We start from the raw sequence: 26,121 nt of genomic DNA on the forward strand, positions 1-26,121 counted from the left end.
GCGCTCCGATGGTTTGATGATGTCGTGAAGTCGACACACCTCCGCCGGGCCGTTGCCGTAAGCGTCGCGGCGGTGCTCGTCGTCGTCATGGCCGCCTGCGCGAAGAGCGAGAAGCCCGAGGTCGTCGGCTCCGCGCCGCCGCCGCCACCGTCGTCGGCGGTGAGCCCCGAGCAGGCCAGGGCGATCGCGAAGGAGGCCTACGTCTACGGCTTCCCGATGGTCGACGACTACCGCGTCATGTACTCCTACTTCGTGGACAAGGGCGACGCCGAGTACAAGGGCGGCTGGAACGAAATCCACAACACCGCACGGGTTTACACGCCGGCCGACACCACGATCCAGACGCCGAACTCCGACACGCCGTACTCGGTCGTCGGAGCCGACCTGCGCACCGAGCCGCTGGTGCTCACCGTGCCGCCGGTCGAGCAGGACCGGTACTTCTCGCTGCAGTTCATCGACCAGTACACGGCGAACTTCGCCTACGTCGGCAGCCGGACCACCGGCAACAGCGGCGGCAAATACCTTCTGGCAGGCCCCAATTGGACGGGACCCAAGCCCGCGGGCGTCAACGAGGTCATCCGGTCCGACACCGAGCTGGCGCTGGTGCTCTACCGCACCCAGTTGTTCGAGCCGCTGGACCTGGACGCCGTCAAGCGGATTCAGGACGGTTATCGGGTGGAGCCGCTGTCGGTCTTCCTCAAGCAGCCGCTGCCGCCACCGGCCCCCGCGATCGACTTCGTCCCCGCCCTGACCCCCGACCAGGAGCGCACCTCACCCCAGTTCTTCGACATCCTGAACTTCGTCATGAAGTTCACCCCGACGCTGCCGTCGGAAAAGGCGATGCGGGACCGGTTCGCCACCATCGGCATCGGTCCCGACGGTTCCTTCGACGCCGAGAAGCTCTCGCCCGAGATGCGCACCGCGATCCAAGACGGCATGGCCGACGCCTGGGCCGAACTCGACGCTCTGAAGAAGAACGAGATCGACACCGGAAAGCTGTCCTCCGCCAGCCTGTTTGGCACCAAGGAGGACCTCAAGGGCAACTACCTGAACCGGATGGCCGGCGCGGTGTTCGGCATCTACGGCAACACCGCCGCCGAGGCGCTGTACCCGAACTTCTCCGTCGACGCGGCGGGCGCGCCGCTCACCGGCGCCAACGACTACACCTACCACTTCGCCCCGGGCCAGCTGCCGCCCGTCAACGCGTTCTGGTCGTTGACCATGTACGGGCTGCCGAAGAGCCTGTTGGTGGCCAACCCGATCAACCGCTACCTGATCAACTCGCCGATGCTCCGCGAGCTGGTCCCCGACGCCGACGGCGGCTACACGCTGTACGTGCAGCGGAATTCACCAGGGCCGGAGCGCGAACCGAACTGGCTGCCGGCCCCCGAGGGCCCCTTCTCGTTGGTGCTGCGGTTGTACTGGCCCAAGCCCGACGCGCTGGACGGTCAATGGCAGGCGCCGAAGCCCGAGAAGGTGGTGGCGTGACACGCCTCCTGACCGACCCCGAGCTCATCGCCGAACTCGAACCGGTCGTGGAAGCCGGCCTCAACCAACACTTCGCCACCACCAGGGACTGGTCCCCGCACGACTACGTGCCATGGTCGGACGGCTCCAACTACGCGGCACTCGGCGGGTCGGAATGGGAGCTCGAACGGTCGCCGCTGTCCGAGCTGGCGCGCGTCGCCATGGTCACCAACCTGCTGACCGAGGACAACCTGCCGTCGTATCACCGCGCGGTCGCCGGGTACTTCACCGTCGACGACGCCTGGGGCACCTGGGTGAACCGGTGGACGGTCGAGGAGAACCGGCATGGGATCGCCCTGCGCGACTACCTGGTGGTCACCAGGGCCGTCGACCCCGTGGAGCTGGAACGGGCCAGGATGCTGCAGGTCACCTCGGGGTTCAGCCCGGGGCAGCAGGGTCAGGGTGACGTCGCGCCGGAATCGTTCCTCGACGCAGCCGCCTACGTGACGTTCCAGGAGTTGGCCACCAGGGTGTCCCACCGCAACACCGGCAAGGCGTGCGACGAACCCGTCGCCGACGCGCTGCTGAAGCGCATCGCATTCGACGAGAACCTGCACATGATCTTCTACCGCGGACTGACCGGGGCGGCGCTCGATTTGTCGCCCGACCGCGCCATGCACTCCATCACGCGCATCCTGGTCAACTTCGCGATGCCTGGCTTCTCGATCCCGAACTTTCGGCGCAACGCGGTGACGATGGCCGTCGGCGGCATCTACGACGCCCGCCAGCACCTCGACGAGGTGGTGTTGCCGGTGCTGCGCAAGTGGCGGATCTTCGAGCGCACCGACTTCACCGCAGACGGCGAGCGCAGCCGCGACGAGCTGGGCGCGTTCCTCGAGAAGCTCGAGGCCGAAGCGGTCAAGTTCGATGACGCGAAGGGCAGGTACCTCGAACGCGCCGCGCGCAAGGCGGACCGCGTCGCGGCCAAGGCGCTCGTCTAACCCCGGTAGCCGGGCCCACGCCTGCGCAGGTACCGCTCGAACTCCGCGGCCAACGCGTCGCCGTCGATCTTGCCGAGGGCCTCGGTCATGTCCACCTCGGCGTCGCCGCGCTCTTCGAGAGTCTGCACGTATTCGGCGATCTCGTCGTCGTCGGCGGTCATCTCGGTGACGGCCTGCTCCCACTCCTCGGCCTGGATCGGCAGATCGGCCAGCGGCACCTCGATGTCGAGGACGTCCTCGACGCGACGCAGCAACGCCACCGTCGCCTTGGGGTTCGGCGGCTGCGACACGTAGTGCGGCACCGCGGCCCAGAACGTCACGGCCGGGATGCCGGCGGCCACACAGGCGTCCTGGAAGACGCCGGCGATGCCCGTGGGGCCCTCGTACCGGGTCTCCTCGAGGCCGAAGAACTTCGCCGATTCGGGGGAGTAGGCGGCCCCGGAGACCGGCACCGGCCTGGTGTGCGGCGTGTCAGCCAGCAGTGCGCCCAGGATCACGACGGTCTCGACGTTGAGCTTCTCGGCGATGGCCAGCAACTCGGCGCAGAACGTTCGCCACCGCATGTTCGGCTCGACGCCGTGCATCAGCACGATGTCGCGGTCGCTGCCAGGCGGGCGGCAATGCGAGATGCGCATCGAGGGCCACACCAACTCGCGGGTGACGCCGTCGATCTGGCGAATCACCGGGCGATTCACCTGGTAGTCGTAGTAGGACTCGTCGTCGATCTCGACGATGGTGTCGGCCTCCCAGATCACGTCGAGGTGCTCGAGCGCGTCACTGGCCGCGTCACCGGCGTCGTTCCAGCCTTCGAAGGCTGCCACGATGATCGTGTCCTGCAGGTTGGGCAGGTCTGTCACCAGGCAAGCGTAAGCCCTGCCCGGCACCGGCGAGCGCCATCTCCTGGCGGGTCGCCGTACGCGCTGGCGTTGCCGTGAAATACCTTCGGCTACAGCCTCGTTACCCTGGGTAACCAAGACCGCAGGACGTGGGCGTCCGGTCGTCTGTCGGATGACGACGTAGACTTGCTCGGTCGAGAGGCGTTGCAACGGTTGCCGGAGGGCTGATTCTCCTCGGTATCCGCCACGCTCGGCAGAGTTAAGGACGCCTTCCGTAACGGAAGGAGTGCACGTGGAAGCGAGCACGGCTAGCGATGGCTTCGAGCCGAACATCCGCCCCGACTGCACCGATGTTCTGACGGCCGCGCTGCGCGAGCGGATCATGGTCATCGACGGCGCCATGGGCACCGCGATCCAGCGGGACCGGCCAGACGAGGCCGGCTACCGCGGTGACCGGTTCACGGAGTGGCCGAGCGCGCTTCAGGGCAACAACGACCTGCTCACCCTGACGCAGCCGCAGATCATCGAGGGCATCCACCGCGAATACCTCGAGGCGGGCGCCGACATCCTCGAGACCAACACGTTCAACGCGAACGCGGTCTCGCTGTCGGACTACGACATGTCCGACCTCAGCTACGAGCTGAACTACGCGGGCGCGGCGCTGGCCCGCAAGGCGGCCGACGAGTTCAGCACCTCCGACAAGCCCCGCTACGTCGCGGGCGCCATCGGGCCGACGACGCGGACCGCGTCGATCTCGCCGGACGTCAACGACCCCGGTGCCCGCAACGTCTCCTACGACCAGCTGGTCGCCGCCTACCTCGAGGCAGCCAACGGCCTCGTCGACGGCGGTTCCGACCTTCTCATCGTCGAGACCATCTTCGACTCGCTGAACGCGAAGGCGGCGGTGTTCGCCGTGGAGACGCTGTTCGAGGAGCGCGGCCGCCGCTGGCCGCTGATCATCTCGGGCACCATCACCGACGCGTCAGGCCGAACGCTGTCCGGGCAGGTCACCGAGGCGTTCTGGAACGCGATCCGGCACGCGAAGCCGCTCGCGGTCGGCCTCAACTGCGCCCTTGGCGCGCCGGAGATGAGGCCGTACATCGCCGAGGTGGCGCGCATCGCGGACACCTTCGTCTCCTGCTACCCGAACGCCGGACTGCCCAACGCCTTCGGCGAGTACGACGAGTCCCCGGAGGCCCAGGCCGGCTACATCGCCGAATTCGCCGAGGCCGGGCTGGTCAACCTGGTCGGCGGGTGCTGCGGCACCACCCCGGAGCACATCGCCGAGATCGCCAAGGTCGTCGAGGGCAAACCTCAGCGCGAGCTGCCGGAGATCCCGGTGGCCACCCGGCTCTCGGGTCTCGAGCCGCTCAACATCACCTCCGACTCCCTGTTCGTCAACATCGGCGAGCGCACCAACATCACCGGCTCGGCCCGGTTCCGCAACCTGATCAAGGCCGAGGACTACGACACCGCCCTGTCGGTCGCGTTGCAGCAGGTCGAGGTCGGTGCGCAGGTCATCGACGTCAACATGGACGAGGGCATGATCGACGGTGTCGCCGCGATGGACCGCTTCACCAAGCTGATCGCGGCCGAGCCGGACATCAGCCGCGTCCCCGTGATGATCGACTCCTCCAAGTGGGAGGTCATCGAGGCGGGCCTGAAGAACGTCCAGGGCAAGCCGATCGTCAACTCGATCTCCATGAAGGAGGGCGAGGAGAAGTTCGTCCGCGAGGCCCGGCTGTGCCGCAAGTACGGCGCCGCGGTCGTCGTGATGGCCTTCGACGAACAGGGCCAGGCCGACAACCTGGAGCGCCGCAAGGAGATCTGCGGGCGCGCCTACCGGATCCTGACCGAAGAGGTCGGCTTCCCGGCCGAGGACATCATCTTCGACCCGAACTGCTTCGCGCTGGCGACGGGCATCGAGGAGCACGCGACCTACGGCATCGACTTCATCGAGGCCTGCTCCTGGATCAAGGAGAACCTGCCAGGGGTGCACATCTCCGGCGGCATCTCCAACGTGTCGTTCTCGTTCCGCGGCAACAACCCCGTCCGCGAGGCCATCCATGCGGTGTTCCTCTTCCACGCCATCAAGGCCGGCCTGGACATGGGCATCGTCAACGCGGGCGCGCTGGTGCCGTACGACTCGATCGACCCCGAGCTGCGGGACCGCATCGAGGACGTCGTGCTCAACCGTCGCGAGGACGCGGCGGAACGGCTGCTGGAGATCGCCGAGCGGTTCAACAGCTCCGAGAAGGCCGACGACCCGGTTGCCGCCGAGTGGCGCAGTCTCCCGGTCCGCGAGCGGATCACCCACGCCTTGGTGAAGGGCATCGACGCCAACGTCGACGCCGACACCGAGGAACTGCGCGCCGAGATCGAGGCCGCGGGAGGGCGGCCCATCGAGGTGATCGAGGGTCCGCTGATGGACGGCATGAACGTCGTCGGCGACCTCTTCGGCGCTGGCAAGATGTTCCTGCCCCAGGTGGTGAAGTCGGCAAGGGTGATGAAGAAGGCCGTGGCGTACCTGCTGCCGTTCATCGAGGCGGAGAAGGCCCAGCCCCTGCCAGGAGCCACTGCGAAGAAGGACACCAACGGCACGATCATCATGGCGACGGTCAAGGGTGACGTCCACGACATCGGCAAGAACATCGTCGGGGTCGTGCTGCAGTGCAACAACTACGAGGTGATCGACCTCGGCGTGATGGTGCCCGCCCAGAAGATCCTGGACGCCGCCAAGGAGCACGACGCCGACATCATCGGGCTGTCCGGCCTGATCACCCCGTCCCTGGACGAGATGGTCAACTTCGCCGTCGAGATGGAGCGTCAGGGGCTGACGATTCCCTTGCTCATCGGTGGCGCCACCACATCTAGGGCGCACACCGCCGTCAAGGTGGCGCCGCGCCGCAAGGGACCGGTGGTCTGGGTCAAGGACGCGTCCCGCTCGGTGCCGGTCGCGGCCGCCCTGCTGGACGACAAGCAGCGGCCTGCCCTGCTGGAGGCCACTGAGAAGGATTACGCCGCCCTGCGCGAACGGCACGCTCAGAAGAGCGAGCGGAAGATGCTCACGCTGGAGAAGGCTCGAGCCAACCGGACGCCGATCGAGTGGGAGGGCTATACGCCGCCGGTGCCCGCGCAAGGCACGGGAGTTCGTGAATTCCTCGACTACGACTTCGCCGAGTTGCGCGAGTACATCGACTGGCAGCCGTTCTTCAACGCCTGGGAGATGAAGGGCCGATTCCCCGACATCCTCAACAACCCGGTCTCCGGCGAGACGGCGCGCAAGCTGTACGAGGACGCCCAGGAGATGCTCGACACCATGATCAAGGAGAGGTGGCTGACCGCCAACGGCGTGATCGGCTTCTTCCCCGCGAACGCGGTCGGCGACGACGTCGAGGTCTACACCGACGACACCCGGACCGAGGTGCTGACCACGTTGCGGAACCTGCGCCAGCAGGGTGAGCACCGAGACGGCATCCCGAATCGCAGTCTCGGTGACTTCATCGCGCCCAAGGAGACTGGGCTGGCCGATTACGTCGGAGCCTTCGCCGTCACCACGGGGCTCGGCATCCGCGACAAGATCGACGAGTTCAAGGCGGCCAACGACGACTACAACGCCATCCTGCTCGAATCGCTCGCCGACCGGCTGGCAGAGGCGTTCGCCGAGCGGATGCACCAGCGGGTTCGCAAGGAGTTCTGGGGTTTTCAGCCCGACGAGCAGCTCGACAACGAGGATCTGATCGGCGAGAAGTACGTCGGAATTCGACCGGCCCCCGGCTACCCGGCCTGCCCCGAGCACACCGAGAAGGCGACGCTCTGGGACCTGATGGACGTCAAGGAGCGCACCGGCATCGAGCTGACCGAGTCGATGGCGATGTGGCCCGGTGCCGCCGTCAGCGGCTGGTACTTCAGCCACCCGCAGTCGCAGTACTTCGTGGTCGGCCGGATCTCCCAGGACCAGGTGGCCGACTACGCGAAGCGCAAGGGCTGGACCCTGAAGGAAGCCGAGCGCTGGCTCGCCCCCAATCTCGGCTACAACCCGGAGGACTGACCAATGCTTGCAGTGTTATGGGACATGGACGGCACCCTCGTCGACTCCGAGAAGCTGTGGGACGTCTCGCTGCAGGCGCTCTACGGGCGCCTCGGTGGCGTGATGACCCCCGAGGTGCGGGACAGCACGGTGGGCAGCTCGTCGGAGGGGCTGATGCGCATCGTGTACTCGGATCTTGGCCTGGCTCAGGATCCGGTCGCGATGGAGGAGTCTGCGGACTGGTTGCACGACTACACCGGCGACCTCTTCGAGCAGGGTCTGACCTGGATGCCCGGTGCCCGAGAGATGCTCGACGCGTTGACCGCCGCAGGCGTCCCGATGGCGTTGGTCACCAACACGCGCCGCGGGCTCACCGAACGCGCGCTGAAGAGCATTGGCAGCCACTACTTCTCGGCGTCGGTCTGCGGTGACGAGGTCGAGAACGCCAAGCCGGCACCGGACCCATATCTGCGTGCGGCCCGACTGCTGGGTCTCGAACCCGAGCAGTGCTTGGCCGTCGAGGATTCGGTGACGGGATCGTTGGCTGCCGAGGCGGCCGGGTGCCCGGTGCTCGTCGTACCCAACGACGTCGAGGTACCCGAGGGGCCCCGACGTCACCACGCGGTGTCGCTGACCGAGGTCGGCGTCGACGGGCTGCGCGCGATTCACGACCGGTTGAGCACTCTCGCCGGTGTTGCTGGCGGTGTGGGATCGCAATCAGAGCAGTAGTTTTGCTCAACGCCTGGGTTCGCTGACGCCAGGCATGTTCAAGATCGGCGAAATGCCAAGTGGCATACGGCCATTTCGAGCGTCGCAGTGTCCTATCGTGATCTGACGAGCATCACGCAGCGCTGCGAAAGGAACCTCCATGGCTGGTCAGGGTCCCCCGGTATCCGACGAGCCGTCGGCGATCTCGGACGAAGACTTCTCCTCCGGTGGCACGGCCGTCCGCATCGCCGGCGTCGCAGCACTTGGCGGCCTGCTGTTCGGCTACGACAGCGCCGTCATCAACGGCGCGGTCAAGTCGATCGAGGAGCAATTCCAGGTCGGTTCGATCGAATTGGGATTCGCCGTGGCGTCGGCGCTCCTCGGCGCCGCGGTCGGCGCGATGACGGCGGGTCGCATCGCCGACAAGATCGGCCGCATCTCGGTGATGAAGATCGCCGCGGTCCTGTTCTTCGTCAGTGCCATCGGGACGGCGTTCGCGCCCGAGGTCGTCACCCTGGTGGTCTTCCGCGTGATCGGCGGTATCGGTGTCGGGGTCGCCTCGGTGATCGCGCCCGCCTACATCGCGGAGACCTCGCCGCCCCGGATCCGGGGCAGATTGGGTTCGCTGCAACAGTTGGCGATCGTGCTGGGCATCTTCCTGTCCTTCGCCGTCAACACCCTGCTGCAGACGATCGCGGGCGGTGCCAGCGAGAACCTGTGGTTCGGCCTCGAGGCCTGGCGGTGGATGTTCCTGGTGATGATGGTGCCCGCAGTCGTATACGGCGTGTTGTCCTTCACGATTCCAGAGTCACCGCGGTATCTCGTCGCCAGCCACAAGATCCCGGAAGCCCGCAGGGTGCTGAACCTGCTGCTCGGCGAGAAGAACCTCGAGATCACCATCGATCGCATCAAGGAGACTCTGGAGCGCGAGGACAAGCCGTCCTGGAAGGACATGCGTAAGCCTGGCGGCAGCGTCCTCAGCTTCTACGGCATCGTGTGGGTGGGCCTCGGACTGTCGGTCTTCCAGCAGTTCGTCGGCATCAACGTGATCTTCTACTACTCCAACGTGCTGTGGCAGGCGGTCGGCTTCTCCGAGTCCGAGGCAGCGTGGTCAACCGTGATCACCTCGGTGATCAACGTGGCGACGACGCTCATCGCCATCGCGCTGATCGACAAGATCGGCCGTAAGCCGCTGCTGCTCATCGGTTCTGCCGGAATGGCCGTGACCCTGCTGACCATGTCCGTCATCTTCGCCAACGCGACGGTGGGCGCCGACGGCGTTCCGGCCCTCCCCGAGGGCACCGACATCATCGCGCTGATCGCGGCGAACCTGTTCGTCGTCGCGTTCGGCATGTCCTGGGGCCCGGTGGTCTGGGTGCTGCTCGGCGAGATGTTCCCCAACCGCATCCGCGCCGCCGCCCTCGGTCTCGCCGCGGCCGGTCAATGGGTGGCCAACTGGCTGATCACCGTGTCGTTCCCCGAACTGCGGAGTCACCTGGGCCTGGCGTACGGCTTCTACGGTCTGTGCGCGGTGCTGTCCGGACTGTTCGTGTGGAAGTGGGTCATGGAGACGAAGGGCGTCTCGCTGGAGGACATGCACGGCGCGATCGTCGCGTCGGACAAGCCCGCGAAGACCGCCTGAGACGGCTCGGCGTGAAACCGCCGTGACTTCACGGGCGGTGACGTGGAACAATCGCCTGCCGTGAAGACCTTCGACGCGCTGTTCGCCGAACTCAGCGAGCGCGCGCAAACCCGACCCGCAGGTAGTGGCACCGTCAAGGCACTGGACGGCGGCGTGCACGGACTGGGCAAGAAGGTCCTCGAGGAGGCCGGCGAGGTGTGGCTGGCCGCCGAACACGAGAGCGACGACGAGCTGGCGGGGGAGATCAGCCAGCTCCTCTACTGGACGCAGGTCCTGATGATCTCGCGGGGTCTGACCCTCGACGACGTGTACGCCAAGCTGTGAACGATTCACTTGGCACGAACAACGCCATGCTCCGCGTCGCCGTCCCCAACAAGGGTGCGCTCAGCGAATCGGCCGCCGAGATCCTCTCCGAGGCCGGGTACCGCCGCCGGCGCGACCCCAAGGACCTGACCGTCGTCGACCCGGCGAACAACGTCGAATTCTTCTTTCTGCGTCCCAAGGACATCGCGATCTACGTCGGATCGGGTGAGCTGGACTTCGGGATCACCGGCCGCGATCTCGCGCAGGAATCCGACGCCCCCGTCCAGGAGCGGCTGGCGCTCGGCTTCGGCTCGTCGAGCTTCCGGTACGCCGCGCCTGCCGGCCCCGAGTGGACCGTCGCCGGGCTCGCGGGCAAGCGCATCGCCACCGCCTACCCGAACCTGGTCCGAAAGGATCTGGCTGCCAAGGGCATTGAGGCCACCGTCATCCGGCTCGACGGCGCCGTCGAGATCTCGGTGCAGCTGGGTCTCGCCGACGTCATCGCCGACATCGTGGGGACGGGCCGCACCCTGGGCCTGCACGGCCTGGTGGCATTCGGCGAGCCGCTGTGCGATTCGGAGGCCATCCTGATCGAGCGCGCCGACCCGGATCCGGCGACGGCACGGGCTCGCGACCAGCTCGCGGGCCGCGTCCAGGGCGTGGTGTTCGGTCAGCAGTACCTGATGCTCGACTACGACTGCCCGCGAACGGTTTTGGAGCAGGCGACCGCGGTCACCCCCGGACTCGAGTCGCCCACCATCGCGCCGCTGGCCGATCCGGCCTGGGTCGCGGTGCGGGCGCTGGTGCCGCGCCGGACCGTCAACGCCATCATGGACGAGTTGGCGGCCATCGGCGCCAAGGCGATCCTGGCCTCCGACATCAGGTTCTGCCGCTTCTGAGCATTCAGTGTTAACTTTCCAGCCATGACGCAAGTCCTGGTGATCGTCCTGGCTCTCCTCATCGGTGTCGTGGCCGGACTTCGCGCACTGACCCCGCCTGCGATCGTCGCCTGGGGCGCGCTGCTCGGCTGGCTGCCAGTCGACGGCACCTGGGCGCAGTGGGTCGGCCATCCCATCACCGTCGGGGTGCTCACCGTGCTGCTGGTCGTGGAACTGGTCACCGACCAGTTGCCCAAGACCCCCAGCCGCACCGTGCCTTCGCAGTTCATCGCGCGACTGCTGACGGGCGCGTTCGCCGGTGCCGTCATCGGGGCCGGTACGCACCACACCATCCTCGGCATCGGGGCGGGCATGATCGGTGGCGTCCTCGGCACGCTCGGCGGTTACCAGGCCCGCAGCCGCCTGGTCGCCGCCAACGGCGGGCGGGACCTGCCCGTCGCACTGACCGAGGACGCGATCGCGGTGCTCGGCGGCCTCGCCGTCGTCGCCCTGGCGTCGACCGCGTTCTGAGGGTCGGCGTGACGACGAGATACGACGCGATCGTCGTCGGCGCGGGGCAGGCGGGACCGCCGCTGGCGGGCAGGCTGACCGCGGCGGGCCAGACGGTGGCCGTGATCGAACGCAAGCTGGTCGGCGGCACCTGCGTCAACACCGGGTGCATCCCCACCAAGACGCTGGTGGCCAGCGCGCACGTCGCGCACGCCGCGCGCCGCGGTGCGGACTACGGCATCACCACCGGCGAGGTCGTCGTCGACATGGCAAAGGTCAAGGCGCGCAAGGACGAGATCAGCCAGGGCGACCGCCACGGCCTCGAGTCCTGGCTCGAGGGCATGGACGGGTGCACCTTCATCCGAGGCCACGCCCGCTTCGAGGGACCCCACACCATTCGGGTCGACGACCAGGTGCTGGAGGCCGACCGGATCTTCCTCAACGTCGGCGGCCGCGCGACCGCGCCCCCGATCCCAGGGCTCGCCGACGTCGACTACCTGACCAACGTCGGCATCCTCGACCTGGACGTCGTTCCCGAACACCTGGTGATCATCGGCGGCAGCTACATCGGGTTGGAGTTCGCGCAGATGTATCGCCGCTTTGGCGCCCGCGTCAGCGTCGTCGAGCGCGGTCCGAGGGTGACCGCCCGCGAGGACGAAGACGTGTCCGCCGCGATTCAGGAGATCCTGGAGAGCGAGGGCGTCGACGTGCACGTCGGTGCGACCGGCATGCGAATCATGAAGCACGACAACGGGTCTGGCTTCGACCTCTATCCGCGTGACGGCGCCGACCCCATCTCGGGCAGCCATCTGTTGGTGGCGACCGGTCGCAGGCCCAACACCGACGACCTCGGGCTCGACGTCGCCGGGATCGAGACCGACGAGCGTGGATACGTCGTCGTCGACGACCAGTTGCGCACCACGGTCGACGGCGTCTGGGCGATGGGGGACTGCAACGGCAAGGGCGCGTTCACCCACACCTCGTACAACGACTTCGAGATCGTTGCGGCCAATCTGCTCGACGACGACCCGCGCCGGGTCAGCGACCGCGTGCCGACCTACGCGCTGTACATCGATCCGCCGCTGGGCCGGGCCGGCATGACCGCCGACGAAGTCCGCACGTCGGGCCGCAAGGCGCTGGTTGGCAAGCGGCCCATGACGAAGGTGGGCCGCGCCGTCGAGAAGGGCGAGACCCGGGGTTTCATGAAGGTCGTCGTCGACGCCGAAACCCACGAGATCCTCGGTGCGTCGATCCTCGGAGTCGGCGGTGACGAGGTGGTCCAGGACATCCTCGACGTGATGACCGCGAAGCTGCCCTACACGGCCATCTCCCGGACGATGCACATCCACCCGACGGTCAGCGAGCTGGTGCCGACGATGCTGCAGGAGCTGACCCCGCTGAATTGACCTGAGCCTCAACGCCGCTGGATCAGAAGCGTCTGGACCGACGTGCCGACGAAGCCGCGGCGGTCGAAGATCTCCGCGGTGGTCGCGCCGATCCCGTCCGGGCCGATCGACGCCCGGGAACGCAGTGCGAAGTCCTCGCCCTCCGGCGCCCGGTGCAGGTGCACGGAGGTGTCGGTGTTCATGAACAGGAATCGGTCCGGGTCGAGTACCGCGCCGACGCCGTTGGCGGAGTCGACGACCATGGCGAGCCGCTGCACGGCGGTGGTGTCCTCGCCTGCCACCAACGGCACCAGGGGGCTGAGCCAGCCGACTGCGGCCTCACCCGGCGCAGTGGCCTGAGTCCGCCAGCTGACCTTCTCCAGGTACCCGGGCGCGCCGGCCCAGCCGTGGGCGTGCGGCACGCTCTCACCCTCGACCAGGGGTGGGTAGCGGTCGGTGGCCACGTCGGCCGTGTCGGAGGTGGCCAGCAGCCAGGCCGTCACCCGGGCAACGGGCCGGTCGACACCCACCGGCGACATCTCGGCGCCCAGCAGCGAAATGCGGGCTCCCGGCCGCATGGTCCAGGCCCGCACTCGCACCGGCGCCACCGGAATCGCGCCGAGGATGTCGAGGGTCAACCTGCCGATGCGCTGACCGCCGGGCGCCGCCAACTCCTCGACGGCCTTGGTCAGCAACGCCAACGGCGGTGACCCGTGCTGTATTTCGCTGCTCCAGTTGCTTGCCGTGCTCTCGGTCGAGGAGAACACCTGGACGTCGCCGTCGGAATCCAGCCGACGGTAGAAGGCGTCGGTCATGCGGCGGGCTCCACCGGCATCGGCCAGCCGGGGTAGGGCGGCGGCGTGCCGCCGAACGTCGGGCAATGCGCGTGGTGGGCGCACCAGTCGCACATCCGGGACGGCTTGGGTCGGAAGTCGCCCGTCACACCGGCCGATTGGATGGCCTGCCACATCGCCATCAGCGTCTTCTCGAAGCGCACCAGCTCGTCGAGGTCGGGGGTGTAGTCGAGCACCTGCCCGTCGGCGAGGTACAGCAGCCGAAGGCGGGCGGGGAGCACTCCACGGGAACGCAGCAGCGCCACGGCGTAGAACTTCATCTGGAACAACGCCTTGGCCTCGGCGAGCTCGCGGGTGGCCGACGGCGCCTTGCCGGTCTTGTAGTCCACCACCCGCATCTCACCGGTGGGGGCGACGTCGATCCGGTCGACGAACCCGCGCAGCAGAGTGCCGTCGGAGAGCTCGACTTCCACTCGCTGCTCGCAGCTCTCGGGATCGAACCGCGTCGGGTCCTCCAGTCGGTAGTACCCGGACACCAGCGCGCGGGCCTCGTCGAGCAGCTTGTCCCGAAGCGCCGGATCCACGTCGTCGGCGAGCTCGGGGCGGGAGGCGGCCATGTCCTGCCACGCCGGTTCGACCAACGTCATCGCGGTGGCGGCCACCCGGCTGGCCGCGGGCAGCGCGTAGAGCAGCTCCAGCGCACCGTGCACGACCGTCCCGCGGACCTGGGCGGGTGAGGACGGCTCCGGCAACCTGTCGATGGCACGAAGGCGATACAGCAGCGGGCACTGCTTGAAGTCGCTGGCCCGTGACGGTGACAGGGCGGGACGCCGGGTCGGCGCGCTCACGTCCTCAGTCACTGCCTCGGTCACGAAGGAAAGCCTATGACGCGCCTCCGACAACCCCGCGCACCGGAGGCGGCGGGTCTGCTGGCAGGCTGATCAGCTGTGAAACGCACCGGGCCGTTCGAGGTAGGCGATCGTGTCCAGCTGACCGACGCCAAGGGCAAGCACTACACCATGGTGCTCGCCGCCGGCGGCGAGTACCACACCCATCGCGGCGGCATCGCGCACGATTCGATGATCGGGCAGCCCGAGGGCAGCGTGGTCAAGTCCGCCAACGGTGATCCGTTCCTGGTGCTGCGCCCGCTACTGATGGACTACGTGCTGTCGATGCCCCGCGGTGCGCAGGTCATCTACCCGAAGGACGCCGCGCAGATCGTGCACGAGGGGGACATCTTCCCCGGCGCGCGTGTGCTGGAAGCCGGTGCGGGATCGGGCGCGTTGACCTGCTCGCTGCTGCGTGCGGTCGGCCCCGAGGGCGCCGTGGTGTCCTACGAGCTGCGCGAGGACCACGCCGTGCACGCCGAGCGCAACGTCGTGACCTTCTACGGTGAGCGCCCCGCGAACTGGGACCTCCGCATCGCCGACCTCAACACCTACGACGGACCGCAGGTCGACCGCGCGGTGCTCGACATGCTGTCGCCGTGGGAGGTCCTCGACGCGGTCGCCGGTGCGCTCGTCTCCGGTGGCGTCCTGATGGTCTACGTCGCCACGGTGACGCAGTTGTCGCGGATCGTCGAGGCGCTGCGGGAGCAGCTGTGCTGGACCGAGCCGCGGGCCTGGGAGTCGCTGCAGCGGGGCTGGGACGTCGTCGGCCTCGCCGTGCGCCCTCAGCACTCGATGCGCGGCCATACGGCGTTCCTGGTCAGCGCGCGCAAGTTGGCGCCAGGAACCGTGACGCCCGCGCCGTACCGGCGAAAGCGCTTCGCCACCTAACGAGGTGGTTCGGGTCCGACGAGCGGCAGTAACTGGTCGGCGGTGCGCTTGGACAGCTGCCACCCGTTCCGGACCGGGGCGAACTCCATCGGGAACGTGAACGGGCGAACCTGCGGATTGGGGGAGCCGATCGTGACGGAGGCGATGACGTGCCCCGGATCGCCACCCCACCGGAGGTCGGCGGCGTCCACGCTCAGCGGGGTGAAACCACTGGCGACGAGGGCTTCGCCGAAGTTCCTCAGCGCTGGCACGTCGTCGGCCGTGGCGTACTGCACCAGGGCGACCTTCTGCTCAGCGGGAACCGACGTGTCGGCGAGCCGGTAGAGCACGCCGGTCAACTGGTCGGCCGCGGGCAGCGGGGCGACCGTCGGCATCGCGGGACGCATCGTGGCCGTCGTCGAACGGGGGCTCTGCGGTCCGGCCGAGGGTGGTTCGGGGGCGCAGCCGCCAAGCCAGAGCGCCGCCACCAGGGTGACGGCGCTCGTGGTCAAGCCTTGGGTGCGGTGCACTCAGCCGTTCGACGACAGCAATCCGAGGGCGGACTGCTTGGAGATCTGCCAGCCAGTCGGGCTGGGGCCGGCGACGAAGGTCACCGGCTCGGTCTTGGTCACCCCGGTGTTCGCGGTGGCGGTGACGTTCGCTGTGGCGATCGTGCCGTCGGAGTCAACGTCGGCGACGACGAAGCTCAGCGGGAAGTACCCCTTGGCCGCGGCCTTGCTGTACTCGCGGTCGGCGGCGATACCCTCGAAGCGGCCGAGGCCGCCTTCGATGTAGGTGCCCTTGGCACCGGAGAACGACCCGCCGCCGGCGAGGCCGTTGAGCGTCTGGAGCAGGGGTGCCTGGAGATCCGGAGCCGGTGCCTGCGGGAGTGGAATGCCGATGACTACCGGCTGGATGGCCGCCGTGGACGATGACGCGCCCGAGCCGAGGCTCGATGCAACGGACGTCACACCACCCGCTGCTGCGGCTACGACGGCAACTGCTGCCATGCCGGTAACGAGGGTTTTCAGGATCACGGCTGTCCTTTCAATCGGTCAAACTCTTCAAGGAGGCTAACAGTGTTGCTGGTGTGTCGAATTCCTAGAGCACACACAAAGACTGAATCGCCGGTAGCGTTGAAGTCGTTACTGCACCAACTTTCGGTGCGGGGAGGGGCGCAACATGAGTGAGTCACAGCCCATGTCCAGTGGCGAAGCTGCCGAATTGGAAGAACTGCGCCGCGAAGCCGCCGCGCTTCGCGAGCAGCTCGAGCAGTCGGTAGGGCCCGACAGCGGCCTCCGAAGTGCTCGGGACGTTCACCAACTCGAGGCGCGCATCGACTCGTTGGCGGCGCGCAACGCCAAGCTGATGGACACCCTCAAGGAGGCCCGTCAGCAGTTGCTGGCGCTGCGTGAGGAGGTCGACCGCCTTGGTCAGCCACCCAGCGGCTACGGCGTTCTTCTCGGCAGCCACGAGGACGACACCGTCGACGTGTTCACCTCCGGTCGCAAGATGCGGCTGACGTGCTCGCCGAACATCGAGGTGAAGGATCTCAAGCAGGGCCAGACCGTCCGGCTCAACGAGGCACTGACCGTCGTCGAGGCCGGCACGTTCGAGTCCGTCGGCGAGATCAGCACGCTGCGCGAGATCCTCGGTGACGGCCATCGGGCGCTCGTCGTGGGGCATGCCGACGAGGAACGCATCGTCTGGCTCGCCGAGCCACTGGTCGCCGCGGAGTTCTTGGTCGAGGATCCCGACGCCGAGGACTCCGACGACGACCGTCGGCCCAGGAAGCTGCGTCCCGGTGACTCACTGCTGGTCGACACGAAGGCCGGCTACGCCTTCGAGCGCATTCCCAAGGCCGAGGTCGAGGATCTGGTGCTCGAAGAGGTGCCGGACGTCAGCTACGAGGACATCGGTGGCCTGACTCGGCAGATCGAGCAGATCCGCGACGCCGTCGAGCTGCCGTTCCTGCACAAGGACCTCTACCGCGAGTACTCGCTGCGGCCGCCGAAGGGCGTGCTGCTCTACGGACCTCCCGGGTGCGGAAAGACCCTCATCGCCAAGGCCGTGGCCAACTCACTGGCCAAGAAGATGGCCGAGGTTCGCGGCGAGGACGCCCGTGAGGCGAAGTCCTACTTCCTCAACATCAAGGGTCCGGAACTGCTGAACAAGTTCGTCGGCGAGACCGAGCGGCACATCCGCTTGATCTTCCAGCGGGCCCGCGAGAAGGCGTCCGAAGGCACCCCGGTCATCGTGTTCTTCGACGAAATGGACTCGATCTTCCGCACCCGCGGCACCGGCGTCAGCTCCGACGTCGAGACCACCGTCGTCCCTCAGCTCCTGAGCGAGATCGACGGCGTCGAGGGCCTGGAGAACGTCATCGTCATCGGTGCCTCCAACCGTGAGGACATGATCGATCCGGCGATCCTGCGGCCCGGCCGCCTGGACGTCAAGATCAAGATCGAGCGCCCGGATGCCGAAGCGGCACAGGACATCTTCTCCAAGTACCTGACCGAGAACCTTCCCGTGCACGCCGACGATCTCGCCGAGTTCGGCGGGGATCGCGCGCTGACCATCAAGACGATGATCGAGAAGGTCGTCGACCGGATGTACGCCGAGGTCGACGAGAACCGGTTCCTGGAGGTCACCTATGCCAACGGTGACAAGGAAGTCATGTACTTCAAGGACTTCAACTCCGGGGCGATGATTCAGAACGTCGTCGACAAGGCCAAGAAGTTCGCGATCAAGTCGGTGCTGGAAAGCGGTCAGCACGGTCTGCGGATTCAGCATCTGTTGGACTCGATCGTCGACGAGTTCGCCGAGAACGAGGACCTGCCCAACACCACGAATCCCGACGACTGGGCCCGCATCTCGGGCAAGAAGGGCGAGCGGATCGTCTACATCCGCACGCTCGTCACCGGCAAGAGTTCGTCGGCCAGCCGCGCCATCGACACCGAGTCGAACCTGGGTCAGTACCTGTAGCGCACACCGTCGAGAGCGAATCAGGCCAGCAGCGAATAGCTGTTGGCCTGATCGTCTTGTAGGACGTGCGCAGCGGTGGTCGAGGTGTCGACGCGCAGCTCCGCGTCGAGGGTGCGGGTCTGGTAGCTCCAGCCCTCGGGCAGGTTCAGGTGAGCGGCCAGGCCCGGCAGATCGGTGAGGTCGAGCGTCGGGTCGACGGTCTGACTGTAGGTCTGCATCAGCCAAACTCGACCCTGCGGGTCGACGAGCTCGAACACCGGTTGCCCCGCGTCGTAGACGAAGACGGCCTTGCGGTCGACCTCGTTGACGCTGTACGGCGCCGGATTCGTCGACGACAGCACCACGGTGGCTTGGCGGAGCATCTCGATGCCGCCAAAGGTCCGTCGCTCCTGATCGGTGCCGCCGCGCTTCTCGATGTGGCTCATCAGCCAATAGCGGGGCCCGTTGAGCAGCGCGCCGACGGCGTCGTTCTCCGCTGCGACGGCCGCGGCGTCGAGACGCTCCCACTGATCGGCCGGGCAGTCGTTGAGCGGGAAGGTGTTGTAGACCGTCGCCGTGGGTCCGTCCTCGCCGACGCGGATCAGCAGCACCTCGCCGTAGCGCTTGCCGAACAGTGATTCCGACGTCATCAGGTGCCTGATCGTACGCGCGAGTCGAGTTCCAGGTAGGCGTCACGGCCCGCCAGGCTGACGGCGACGTCGGCGATCAGCGGGTCGAAGAATCGCTGCCGATACAGCGGGTCGACGCTGGTGCTGACCGTGAAGTACAGCCCGGAGAGCACCGCGACGAACAACGACATGTGCACGACCGTCTGCGGAATCGGAATGTGAACCCCGAACCACGTTCCGGCGCAGGGTGGTTGGCCGACGGTGCAGGTCTGCTCGCCCGACCACAGGACGGCGACGTCGTACGGGACCGCGACGATGCCGAGGGCGAGGAAGAAGGCAAACAGGCCCGCCGTGAAGAAGACCACCTGGATCGCCTGGGACACCACCATCACGGCGACGACGTTGATCTGTTCGGCGCGCGACAGCGGGGTGCGGGGGATCTGTTCACCCGGAGTCACGGCCAGCGGCGTTCCGGTCAGGAGGCTGGCCTGGTCGGTCTGCTCGGCGCGGTCGTCGCGCAGCGCCCGCACCTCGTCGCGGATCGTCGTCACCATGAAGGCCAGCGCGACGAGGGCGAGAAATCCGATGACCTGCCACAGCCGTTGGCGCGTCATGCGGGCGGCGAGCTGCCAGAGCTCGCCGGTGAAGTAGACCACCACGGTCAGCATCAGCAGGGGAAGGGCGCGGCTCATCAGCGTGCCGAGCGCGCCCAACTGCACCCAGGCGAACCGGAACGCCCAACCGGCGATCGAGCCGAACCCGATGTAGGTGAGCCAGATCGCCAGCAGGGTGATGGCGACGAACGCGGGTGCCTCCGCCGCCGCGGCGGCCGACCACCCGCTGACGGTCACCGGCATCACGACCACGAAGATCGCCATGACCAGCAGCGCCGCCGTGCGGCGGCCCGCCTCGCCGCGGGTGGTGTCGAGGCGGTGCAGCACGTACAGCGCGAAGGGCGCGGCGACGAGGACGACGGCGATGACGCCCAGGCGCAGGGTGTAACCGTAGTCGGGGGAGTCGCCCGTCACCTCGGCCAGCAGCATGGTCACGGCGGTGAGTGCACCGACACCGCTGACCATCGGTGCCGAACGCTCGATCAGATTGCGTGAACGCACCCGCCTGGTGAGCACCAGCGGCAGTCCACGATGCAGAAACCACTCGTGGACCTGCTGCATGTCGGGCACGGCAAACATTGTGATGGACTGGTGACCGCTATGGCGAGACGACGCACTGCGAATTGGGGCATATCGGCGCGCTCGGCGTTCGTCGCCGCGACGGTGGTCTTCGTCGCCCTCGGGATCGCGGGAGCGGGACTCGCCGCGATCCTGTACCGAACCATGTTGTCGGGCATCGACTCCGCCGCGGCAACCAGGGTCAGCGAGATCTCCGCCGAGGTCGTCGAGCGCGGCGCGGCGGGGCTGGACCCGGCGCTGCTGGCCACCGATCAGCGGATCGTGGCGGTTCAGGTGATCGCCAGGGACGGCACGGTGGTGCGACGGTCGCGATCGGCCCCCGACACGCCGCTGGTCGCGATGAACGACGTGGGCGACGGAATCCGCATCGGGATGCCCGAGCAGTCCTCGCCGTTCGGCCGGATTCGCTTCAGCGCTCAGACGGTGGCGGGTCCCGACGATCGGTACACGATCCTGGTCGGGGAGGGCAGCGCGACGATCGCGTCGACGGTGTGGGCGGTCATCGTCGCGCTTGCCGTCGCCGCACCGGTGGTGGTCCTGGTGTCCGGGGTGGCCACCTACGTACTGGTGCATCGATCCATGAGGTCGGTCGACGACATCCGCTCGAGGGTCGCCGACATCACCACCTCAGATCTCACCGAGCGCGTTCCGGTGCCGGACAGCCGCGACGAAATCGCGGCGCTCGCGGTCACGATGAACGAGATGCTGGCCCGCATCCAGGCGGGGCACGACGCCCAGAAGCGGTTCGTCGGCGACGCGTCGCACGAGCTGAGAAGCCCGCTGACGACCATCATCTCGGCCCTCGAGGTGGCGGCGGCCCACCCGGAAGTGCTCAGTGCCGATCTCGCCACCACGACGTTGATGCCCGAGGCGCTGCGCATGAAGGTCCTCATCGACGATCTGCTGTTGTTGGCGCGGGCCGACGAACGAGGCCTCGAGATCGGCCGCGAAGACGTCGACCTCGACGATCTGGCGGCCGGGGAAGTCGAGCGGCTACGACGCGACAGTGCCCTCGAGGTTCGGGCCGATCTGGAGCCGGCCCGGCTGACCGGCGACCCCGTCGCGCTGTCGAGGGTCCTACGAAATTTGCTCAACAACGCTGCGCGGCATGCAGTTTCGCAGGTGGCGGTCACCGTTCGGCAGGGCTCGGGAGTCGTCCTACTCGAGGTTGCCGACGACGGTCCGGGCATCTCGCCCGCGGATCGGGGTCGGGTCTTCGACCGCTTCGTCCGGCTGGACTCCGACCGGTCGAGAAGCGCAGGCGGCACGGGCCTCGGCCTGGCGATCGTCCGCGAGATCGTGCTGGCCCACGGCGGACGGGTGAGCATCGGCACGGGCATTGGCTCGGCCGTCGGCACCGGGACGACGGTGACGGTTCAGCTCAGATCTTCGGACGCCAGCCGGTAGCCGACGCCGCGGACGGTCTCGATCGTCCTGGTGCCGAAGGGGATGTCGATCTTGCGCCGCACGTAGCCGACGTACACCTCGACGACGTTGTCGGCGCCTTCGTAGTTGGCGTCCCACACGTTCTGCAAGATCTGGGACTTGGTGACGACCGAATCCTTGTTGCGCATCAAGTATTCGAGCAGCCCGTACTCGCGCGGAGTCAGCGAGATCGCCACGTCGTCGCGGTGCACCTCCCGCCGGGACGGGTCGAGCGACAGGTTTCCTGCCTCGAGGATGGCGGGACGCTGCGGTGTGGCTCGTCGCACCAGGGCCTTGAGTCGGGCGACCAGAACGATGAACGAGAACGGTTTGGTCAGGTAGTCGTCGGCGCCGAGGTCGAAGGCGTCGGTCTGGTCGTATTCGCCGTCCTTGGCGGTCAGCATCATCACCGGTGTCCAGATGCCGCGGGAACGCATGTGCCGCAACACTTCGTAGCCGTTCAGTCCCGGCAGCATGATGTCCAGGACGACGACGTCGAAGTCCTCCTCGGTGGCCCGCGCCAACCCGTCCACCCCGGTGGCCACGGCCACCACCGTGAACCCCTCGGCGCGCAAACCGATCAACAGGGTCGAGGCCAGCAGCGGCTCGTCTTCGACGACAAGGACTCTCATCTGTCGTTCATCGTCCTTCCCGTACGTAGGCCCGGTAGCGGTTGCGCGCCACCAGATTCAGCCGCAGGTCGTCGACCAAGGGGTCGAGGAACTGCTTGCGGTATTCGCCGTCGCCGACCGACCGTGCGCTGACGTACATGAACGTCAGCGCACCGAGGAACATCGTGACGTGGATCAGCGGTTGGGGCACCGGCAGTGTCATGCCGAACCAGGTGCCCTGGTCGGACCCGTTGGTGGTCCAGGCCGCCAGGACTGCGGGGCTGAGCACGAGGAGACCCATGACGAAGAAGATGGCCGCGGTGACGATGGCGACCATGGCGATCTGCGTGACTTGCGAGGCAATCACGACGAAGACCACGTTGGCCCGTTCCGTGGGCCGGAGCCGATCGCCCCGGACCGGGTCGGGCATCGAGGCGAACGGGGTCTCGGCCAGTCGAAGGGGGTCGGTATCGCGGGTGCTCCGGTCCCCGAGCACCGGTCGTGTTCTCTCCGCGACGCCGGTGCACAGGAACGCGACGGCGATGACGACCATGAACCCGACGACCAACCACATGCGGTCGCGGCCGATCTTGGTGGCCATCGACCAGACGAATCCGTTGAAGAAGACGAGCACGGTCAGCAGGACGACGGGCAGCGCCCTGGTGACGAGGGCGCCCGCGCTGGCGAGGTGGGACACCGTGAGCCGGACGGCCCAACCGAGCACCGATCCCACGCCGAGGCCGTTCAGCACCAGGATCAGCGCCGTGATCTGGGCGATCGTGACGACGTCGTCGATCCGATCGGCCCACGACGGGTTCACCAGCGCGCATCCGACCGCCACGACGACCGAGGCCGTCGCCGCGGTGTGGCGCCCTCGCGCGCCGTGAATCCGGGACACCAGCCAGCTCACCAGCACGGCGAGGGGCAGCATCGCCGCCAGCACCACGAGGATCAGTACTTCGGCGGACGTTGGGTTCTCGTCGACGTCGACGGCTTGTCCGCCGTCGGTGACGTCGACGACCGTGAGGCACGCGAGCACCACGGCGTACGCGGCAAGCGCAGGCGCCGACCGTGGCCACAATCGGCGCCACCGGGCCCGTCGGGTCAGGACGGACGGCAGGCCGCGCTGCAGGAACCACGATTCGGCCGCGACGCGGTCGGCGGCCTCACCCACGGCGAGCCCGCCAGACCAGCAGTCCACTCTGAACGCCGAGGGCGATCGAGATCATCGAGATCAACGTTCCCGTGAACACCGTCGTGCTGTCGGTGCCCAGTACTTCGGTCACCCCCATCAATCCCAGCGAGCCGGGCACCAGGAGCCAGAAGCCCGGCAGGATCAACGAGATCGCGGCGGGCGAACCGGGTCGGCGCGCCACGGCGAGCGCACACACGGTGAGGGTGAACCCGCCACCGAAACCTGCGGCGTACGTGCCCAGTGCGGCGTTGCCCGCGAGCTGGCCGAGGTAGGCGATCGTCAGCATGGCCAGCATCCAGGGCAGGAACCGCGTCGGGGAACCGAACGACAGCATGGCGCCAACCCCGTACAACGCGATGCCGAGCCACGGTGCCCAGGGGCCGAGTCGGTCGACGTGCGCCACACTGAGGTGCGAATCGGAGATGCCCGCGACCTGGGCGGCGACCAGAATCCCGAATGCCAACTGCGCCATCCGCATCAACCCGCTCACCAGCCGACTGGCGCCGGAAACCAGTTGCCGCGAGGACAATTCGGCGACGGCGAGGGTGATCGCCGCGCCGGGAAGGAAGGTCGCCAACGGCGGCGCCAGCGCCCGCAGACTGGCGTCGGCGATGTGCAGCCGGTCGGCGGCGGTGAAGGCGACCAGCGACACGGTGAACGCGCACAGGGTCGGAAGCAGCTGCTGCACCGCGTCGTTGCGGCGGGCCAGTTCGCACATCACCCCGACCATGGCGCCAAGCACCACCGCCATCAGAAGCGTCAGCGGGGCGGGCTGAAGGATCAACGACAACCCGGCGCTCTGCACCGTGTAACCGATGACGCCGACCCACGCCGGAAATCGGTTGGGCATCTGCCAGATTCGGGTCAGCTCGGCTTGGCCTTCGGCGGGGGTGACCGCTCCCGACTGCGCCAGGGAGACGAGCGTGGCCAGCGGGAAGGTCTGGTCGAACCGCAAGTCCTCGTCGGGGTGAGCGATGTATAGCCGGCCACCGCCGCTGGACGTGCCGACCTGAACGTAGTTGGGCAGGGCCAGGTACTGGGTCTCCAGGCCGTACGCCCGTGACGTCGCAACCATGGTGTTGCGCACCATCGTCACCGGATAGTTCGCCGCCGCCATGGCGGCGCCCAGCGCGGCGACGAACTGCATCGCTGCGGCGTCGTCGGGCTCGGGGGGCACGGGTTAGTTGACCAACTCGGGTGCCCGGCTCGCAACCAGGGGCCTTCCCCTACGCTGAGTGCATGCAACGGATCATCGGTACCGAGGTCGAATACGGCATCTCATCGCCGTCCGATCCGACCGCCAATCCGATTCTGACGTCGACGCAGGCGGTGCTCGCCTATGCGGCCGCCGCCGGCATCCAGCGGGCGAAGCGGACGCGGTGGGACTACGAAGTCGAATCACCGCTGCGTGACGCGCGTGGCTTCGACTTGAGCCGGGCGAGTGGGCCGCCCCCGATCGTGGACGCCGACGAGGTCGGCGCCGCCAACATGATCTTGACCAACGGGGCCCGCCTCTACGTCGACCACGCCCACCCCGAGTACTCCGCACCCGAGGTGACCGATCCATTGGACGCGGTCATCTGGGACAAGGCGGGGGAGCGGGTGATGGAGGCGGCCGCGCGCCACGTCGCCAGCGTGCCTGGCGCAGCCAAGCTGCAGCTCTACAAGAACAACGTGGACGGCAAGGGCGCGTCCTACGGCACCCACGAGAACTATCTGATGAGTCGTCAGACGCCGTTCTCCGCGGTGATCGCCGGGCTGACGCCGTTCCTGGTGTCGCGTCAGGTCGTCACGGGCTCCGGCCGCGTCGGCATCGGCCCCGCGGGTGACGAACCCGGCTTCCAGCTGACGCAGCGCGCCGACTACATCGAGGTGGAGGTCGGCCTCGAGACGACGCTCAAGCGCGGCATCATCAACACCCGCGACGAGCCGCACGCCGACGCCGACAAGTACCGCCGCCTGCACGTCATCATCGGTGACGCCAACCTGGCTGAGACGTCGACCTATCTGAAGGTGGGCACCACCTCGCTGGTGCTCGACCTCATCGAGGAGGGCCCGGCGCACGGGCTAGACCTCTCCGATCTCGCCCTGGCGCGCCCCGTGCACGCCGTGCACGTCGTCAGCCGAGATCCGTCGCTTCGGGCCACCATCGCCCTCTCCGACGGTCGCGAGTTGACTGCCCTTGCGCTGCAACGCATCTACCTCGACCGGGTGGCCAAGTTGGTCGACGCCCGGGATCCCGATCCGTCCGCCACGAAGGTGCTCGAAACCTGGGCGACGGTGTTGGACCTGCTGGAGCGCGACCCGATGGAGTGCGCGGAGATTCTCGACTGGCCGGCCAAACTGCGGCTCCTCGAAGGCTTCCGGCAGCGCGAGAACCTCGGGTGGTCCGCGCCGCGGCTGCACCTGGTGGACCTTCAGTACTCGGACGTCCGGCTCGACAAGGGTCTCTACAACCGGCTGGTGGCCCGCGGGTCGATGAAGCGTCTCGTCACCGAGCAACAGGTCCTCGACGCGGTGCACAATCCGCCGACCGACACGCGCGCCTACTTCCGCGGTGAATGCCTGCGTCGATTCGGCGCTGACATCGCCGCGGCCAGCTGGGATTCGGTGATCTTCGACCTCGGCGGTGACTCGCTGGTGCGAATTCCCACGCTGGAGCCGTTGCGCGGAAGCAAAGCCCACGTCGGAGCGTTGCTCGACTCGGTGGACAGTGCAGCGGAACTCGTCGCGCAGCTGACCACCTGACGACCGGCATTCTGGGAGTCGACCGGTAGGGTGAAGTAACTAGCA

At 67.6% G+C, this 26,121-nt stretch carries 23 protein-coding genes; 13 read left to right on the forward strand and 10 right to left on the reverse strand.

Annotation, left to right across the window (positions count from 1 at the left end):
* Positions 1-87 precede the first annotated feature (87 nt).
* Together B1790_RS17995 and B1790_RS18000 are read left to right on the forward strand one after the other, a co-directional pair.
* Positions 88-1,488 (forward strand): DUF1254 domain-containing protein, encoded by a 1,401-nt coding sequence (locus B1790_RS17995; RefSeq protein WP_079924668.1) that lies wholly within the window; start codon positions 88-90, stop codon positions 1,486-1,488.
* The gene (locus B1790_RS18000) at positions 1,485-2,468 is read left to right on the forward strand and encodes an acyl-ACP desaturase (protein WP_079924669.1); all 984 of its coding nucleotides are present in this window, start codon (positions 1,485-1,487) and stop codon (positions 2,466-2,468) included. Before B1790_RS17995 ends, B1790_RS18000 begins: the two co-directional genes overlap by 4 nt.
* Here the strand turns inward: B1790_RS18000 and B1790_RS18005 are convergent.
* On the reverse strand, positions 2,465-3,325 hold the full coding sequence (locus tag B1790_RS18005; RefSeq protein ID WP_369832366.1) for a PAC2 family protein: 861 nt from the start codon (positions 3,323-3,325) through the stop codon (positions 2,465-2,467). The genes B1790_RS18000 and B1790_RS18005 overlap by 4 nt on opposite strands.
* A gap of 361 nt (positions 3,326-3,686) precedes the next feature.
* On the opposite strand from B1790_RS18005, the gene metH reads away from it, so the two are divergent.
* From metH to B1790_RS18040, 7 genes are all read left to right on the forward strand, one after another.
* Complete coding sequence (metH, locus tag B1790_RS18010; protein WP_233165184.1) at positions 3,687-7,355, forward strand: methionine synthase; 3,669 nt, start codon at positions 3,687-3,689, stop codon at positions 7,353-7,355.
* A 3-nt stretch (positions 7,356-7,358) separates the two neighbouring features.
* A complete protein-coding gene (locus B1790_RS18015) occupies positions 7,359-8,063 on the forward strand; it encodes an HAD family phosphatase (protein ID WP_079924626.1) in 705 nt (234 codons plus the stop codon).
* A gap of 139 nt (positions 8,064-8,202) precedes the next feature.
* On the forward strand, positions 8,203-9,684 hold the full coding sequence (locus B1790_RS18020) for a sugar porter family MFS transporter (protein WP_079924627.1): 1,482 nt from the start codon (positions 8,203-8,205) through the stop codon (positions 9,682-9,684).
* Between the two features lie 42 nt (positions 9,685-9,726).
* Positions 9,727-10,008 (forward strand): phosphoribosyl-ATP diphosphatase, encoded by a 282-nt coding sequence (locus tag B1790_RS18025; protein ID WP_056553728.1) that lies wholly within the window; start codon positions 9,727-9,729, stop codon positions 10,006-10,008.
* 26 nt (positions 10,009-10,034) lie between these two features.
* Positions 10,035-10,886 (forward strand): ATP phosphoribosyltransferase, encoded by an 852-nt coding sequence (gene hisG, locus B1790_RS18030; RefSeq protein ID WP_079924670.1) that lies wholly within the window; start codon positions 10,035-10,037, stop codon positions 10,884-10,886.
* A gap of 24 nt (positions 10,887-10,910) precedes the next feature.
* On the forward strand, positions 10,911-11,396 hold the full coding sequence (locus B1790_RS18035; protein WP_079924628.1) for a DUF4126 family protein: 486 nt from the start codon (positions 10,911-10,913) through the stop codon (positions 11,394-11,396).
* Between the two features lie 8 nt (positions 11,397-11,404).
* On the forward strand, positions 11,405-12,781 hold the full coding sequence (locus tag B1790_RS18040; protein ID WP_079924629.1) for an FAD-containing oxidoreductase: 1,377 nt from the start codon (positions 11,405-11,407) through the stop codon (positions 12,779-12,781).
* Between the two features lie 8 nt (positions 12,782-12,789).
* Here the strand turns inward: B1790_RS18040 and B1790_RS18045 are convergent, their stop codons facing one another.
* Both B1790_RS18045 and B1790_RS18050 read right to left on the reverse strand, forming a co-directional pair.
* Positions 12,790-13,575, reverse strand: a complete 786-nt coding sequence (locus B1790_RS18045) for a thioesterase family protein (RefSeq protein ID WP_079924630.1) — start codon at positions 13,573-13,575, stop codon at positions 12,790-12,792.
* A complete protein-coding gene (locus B1790_RS18050; protein WP_079924671.1) occupies positions 13,572-14,414 on the reverse strand; it encodes a RecB family exonuclease in 843 nt (280 codons plus the stop codon). The genes B1790_RS18045 and B1790_RS18050 overlap by 4 nt, the downstream gene beginning before the upstream one ends.
* An 87-nt stretch (positions 14,415-14,501) precedes the next feature.
* On the opposite strand from B1790_RS18050, the gene B1790_RS18055 reads away from it, so the two are divergent.
* A complete protein-coding gene (locus B1790_RS18055; protein WP_079924631.1) occupies positions 14,502-15,332 on the forward strand; it encodes a tRNA (adenine-N1)-methyltransferase in 831 nt (276 codons plus the stop codon).
* Here the strand turns inward: B1790_RS18055 and B1790_RS18060 are convergent.
* Both B1790_RS18060 and B1790_RS18065 read right to left on the reverse strand, forming a co-directional pair.
* Entirely contained in the window at positions 15,329-15,823 is a 495-nt protein-coding gene (locus B1790_RS18060) for a hypothetical protein (protein WP_198952034.1), read from the reverse strand. The two genes, B1790_RS18055 and B1790_RS18060, sit on opposite strands and share 4 nt — an antisense overlap.
* Before the next feature lie 18 nt (positions 15,824-15,841).
* Positions 15,842-16,348 (reverse strand): hypothetical protein, encoded by a 507-nt coding sequence (locus B1790_RS18065; protein WP_142271366.1) that lies wholly within the window; start codon positions 16,346-16,348, stop codon positions 15,842-15,844.
* Positions 16,349-16,493: 145 nt separating this feature from the next.
* Between B1790_RS18065 and arc the strand changes: the two genes are divergently transcribed.
* Entirely contained in the window at positions 16,494-18,296 is a 1,803-nt protein-coding gene (gene arc / locus B1790_RS18070) for a proteasome ATPase (protein ID WP_079924632.1), read from the forward strand.
* Between the two features lie 20 nt (positions 18,297-18,316).
* On the opposite strand, the gene B1790_RS18075 is transcribed toward arc, so the two are convergent.
* Together B1790_RS18075 and B1790_RS18080 are read right to left on the reverse strand one after the other, a co-directional pair.
* A complete protein-coding gene (locus B1790_RS18075; protein ID WP_079924633.1) occupies positions 18,317-18,925 on the reverse strand; it encodes a hypothetical protein in 609 nt (202 codons plus the stop codon).
* On the reverse strand, positions 18,925-20,097 hold the full coding sequence (locus B1790_RS18080; protein WP_079924634.1) for a hypothetical protein: 1,173 nt from the start codon (positions 20,095-20,097) through the stop codon (positions 18,925-18,927). The genes B1790_RS18075 and B1790_RS18080 overlap by 1 nt, the downstream gene beginning before the upstream one ends.
* Positions 20,098-20,118: 21 nt before the next feature.
* Here B1790_RS18080 and B1790_RS18085 point away from each other — a divergent pair, with 21 nt between their 5' ends.
* Positions 20,119-21,504 carry a HAMP domain-containing sensor histidine kinase gene (locus tag B1790_RS18085; protein WP_079924635.1) on the forward strand — a complete coding sequence of 462 codons (1,386 nt, stop codon included), beginning with the start codon at positions 20,119-20,121 and terminating at the stop codon, positions 21,502-21,504.
* Here the strand turns inward: B1790_RS18085 and B1790_RS18090 are convergent.
* The 3 genes from B1790_RS18090 to B1790_RS18100 are packed head-to-tail and all read right to left on the reverse strand — an operon-like array spanning position 21,474 to position 24,505.
* Positions 21,474-22,154, reverse strand: a complete 681-nt coding sequence (locus tag B1790_RS18090) for a response regulator transcription factor (RefSeq protein WP_079924636.1) — start codon at positions 22,152-22,154, stop codon at positions 21,474-21,476. The two genes, B1790_RS18085 and B1790_RS18090, sit on opposite strands and share 31 nt — an antisense overlap.
* A gap of 7 nt (positions 22,155-22,161) precedes the next feature.
* Positions 22,162-23,334 (reverse strand): hypothetical protein, encoded by a 1,173-nt coding sequence (locus B1790_RS18095; protein WP_233165178.1) that lies wholly within the window; start codon positions 23,332-23,334, stop codon positions 22,162-22,164.
* Positions 23,300-24,505: a threonine/serine exporter ThrE family protein gene (locus B1790_RS18100; RefSeq protein ID WP_233165179.1), complete on the reverse strand. Its 1,206-nt coding sequence runs from the start codon at positions 24,503-24,505 to the stop codon at positions 23,300-23,302. The genes B1790_RS18095 and B1790_RS18100 overlap by 35 nt, the downstream gene beginning before the upstream one ends.
* Positions 24,506-24,567: 62 nt before the next feature.
* Here B1790_RS18100 and dop point away from each other — a divergent pair, with 62 nt between their 5' ends.
* Positions 24,568-26,076, forward strand: coding sequence for a depupylase/deamidase Dop (gene dop / locus B1790_RS18105; protein WP_056555260.1), 1,509 nt, complete (start codon positions 24,568-24,570; stop codon positions 26,074-26,076).
* Positions 26,077-26,121: the final 45 nt, after the last annotated feature.

This window comes from Mycobacterium sp. AT1, from assembly GCF_002043095.1.
Lineage (GTDB): Bacteria > Actinomycetota > Actinomycetes > Mycobacteriales > Mycobacteriaceae > Mycobacterium.

Bases quoted from the DNA above. Each gene is read 5' to 3' on its own strand.
- B1790_RS17995 (WP_079924668.1), top strand. From the start codon at position 88: ATGGCCGCCTGCGCGAAGAGCGAGAAGCCCGAGGTCGTCGGCTCCGCG.
- metH (WP_233165184.1), top strand. From the start codon at position 3,687: ATGGTCATCGACGGCGCCATGGGCACCGCGATCCAGCGGGACCGGCCA.
- B1790_RS18015 (WP_079924626.1), top strand. From the start codon at position 7,359: ATGCTTGCAGTGTTATGGGACATGGACGGCACCCTCGTCGACTCCGAG.
- B1790_RS18020 (WP_079924627.1), top strand. From the start codon at position 8,203: ATGGCTGGTCAGGGTCCCCCGGTATCCGACGAGCCGTCGGCGATCTCG.
- hisG (WP_079924670.1), top strand. From the start codon at position 10,035: ATGCTCCGCGTCGCCGTCCCCAACAAGGGTGCGCTCAGCGAATCGGCC.
- B1790_RS18035 (WP_079924628.1), top strand. From the start codon at position 10,911: ATGACGCAAGTCCTGGTGATCGTCCTGGCTCTCCTCATCGGTGTCGTG.
- B1790_RS18045 (WP_079924630.1), bottom strand. From the start codon at position 13,575: ATGACCGACGCCTTCTACCGTCGGCTGGATTCCGACGGCGACGTCCAG.
- arc (WP_079924632.1), top strand. From the start codon at position 16,494: ATGAGTGAGTCACAGCCCATGTCCAGTGGCGAAGCTGCCGAATTGGAA.
- B1790_RS18075 (WP_079924633.1), bottom strand. From the start codon at position 18,925: ATGACGTCGGAATCACTGTTCGGCAAGCGCTACGGCGAGGTGCTGCTG.
- B1790_RS18080 (WP_079924634.1), bottom strand. From the start codon at position 20,097: ATGTTTGCCGTGCCCGACATGCAGCAGGTCCACGAGTGGTTTCTGCAT.
- B1790_RS18085 (WP_079924635.1), top strand. From the start codon at position 20,119: ATGGCGAGACGACGCACTGCGAATTGGGGCATATCGGCGCGCTCGGCG.
- B1790_RS18090 (WP_079924636.1), bottom strand. From the start codon at position 22,154: ATGAGAGTCCTTGTCGTCGAAGACGAGCCGCTGCTGGCCTCGACCCTG.
- dop (WP_056555260.1), top strand. From the start codon at position 24,568: ATGCAACGGATCATCGGTACCGAGGTCGAATACGGCATCTCATCGCCG.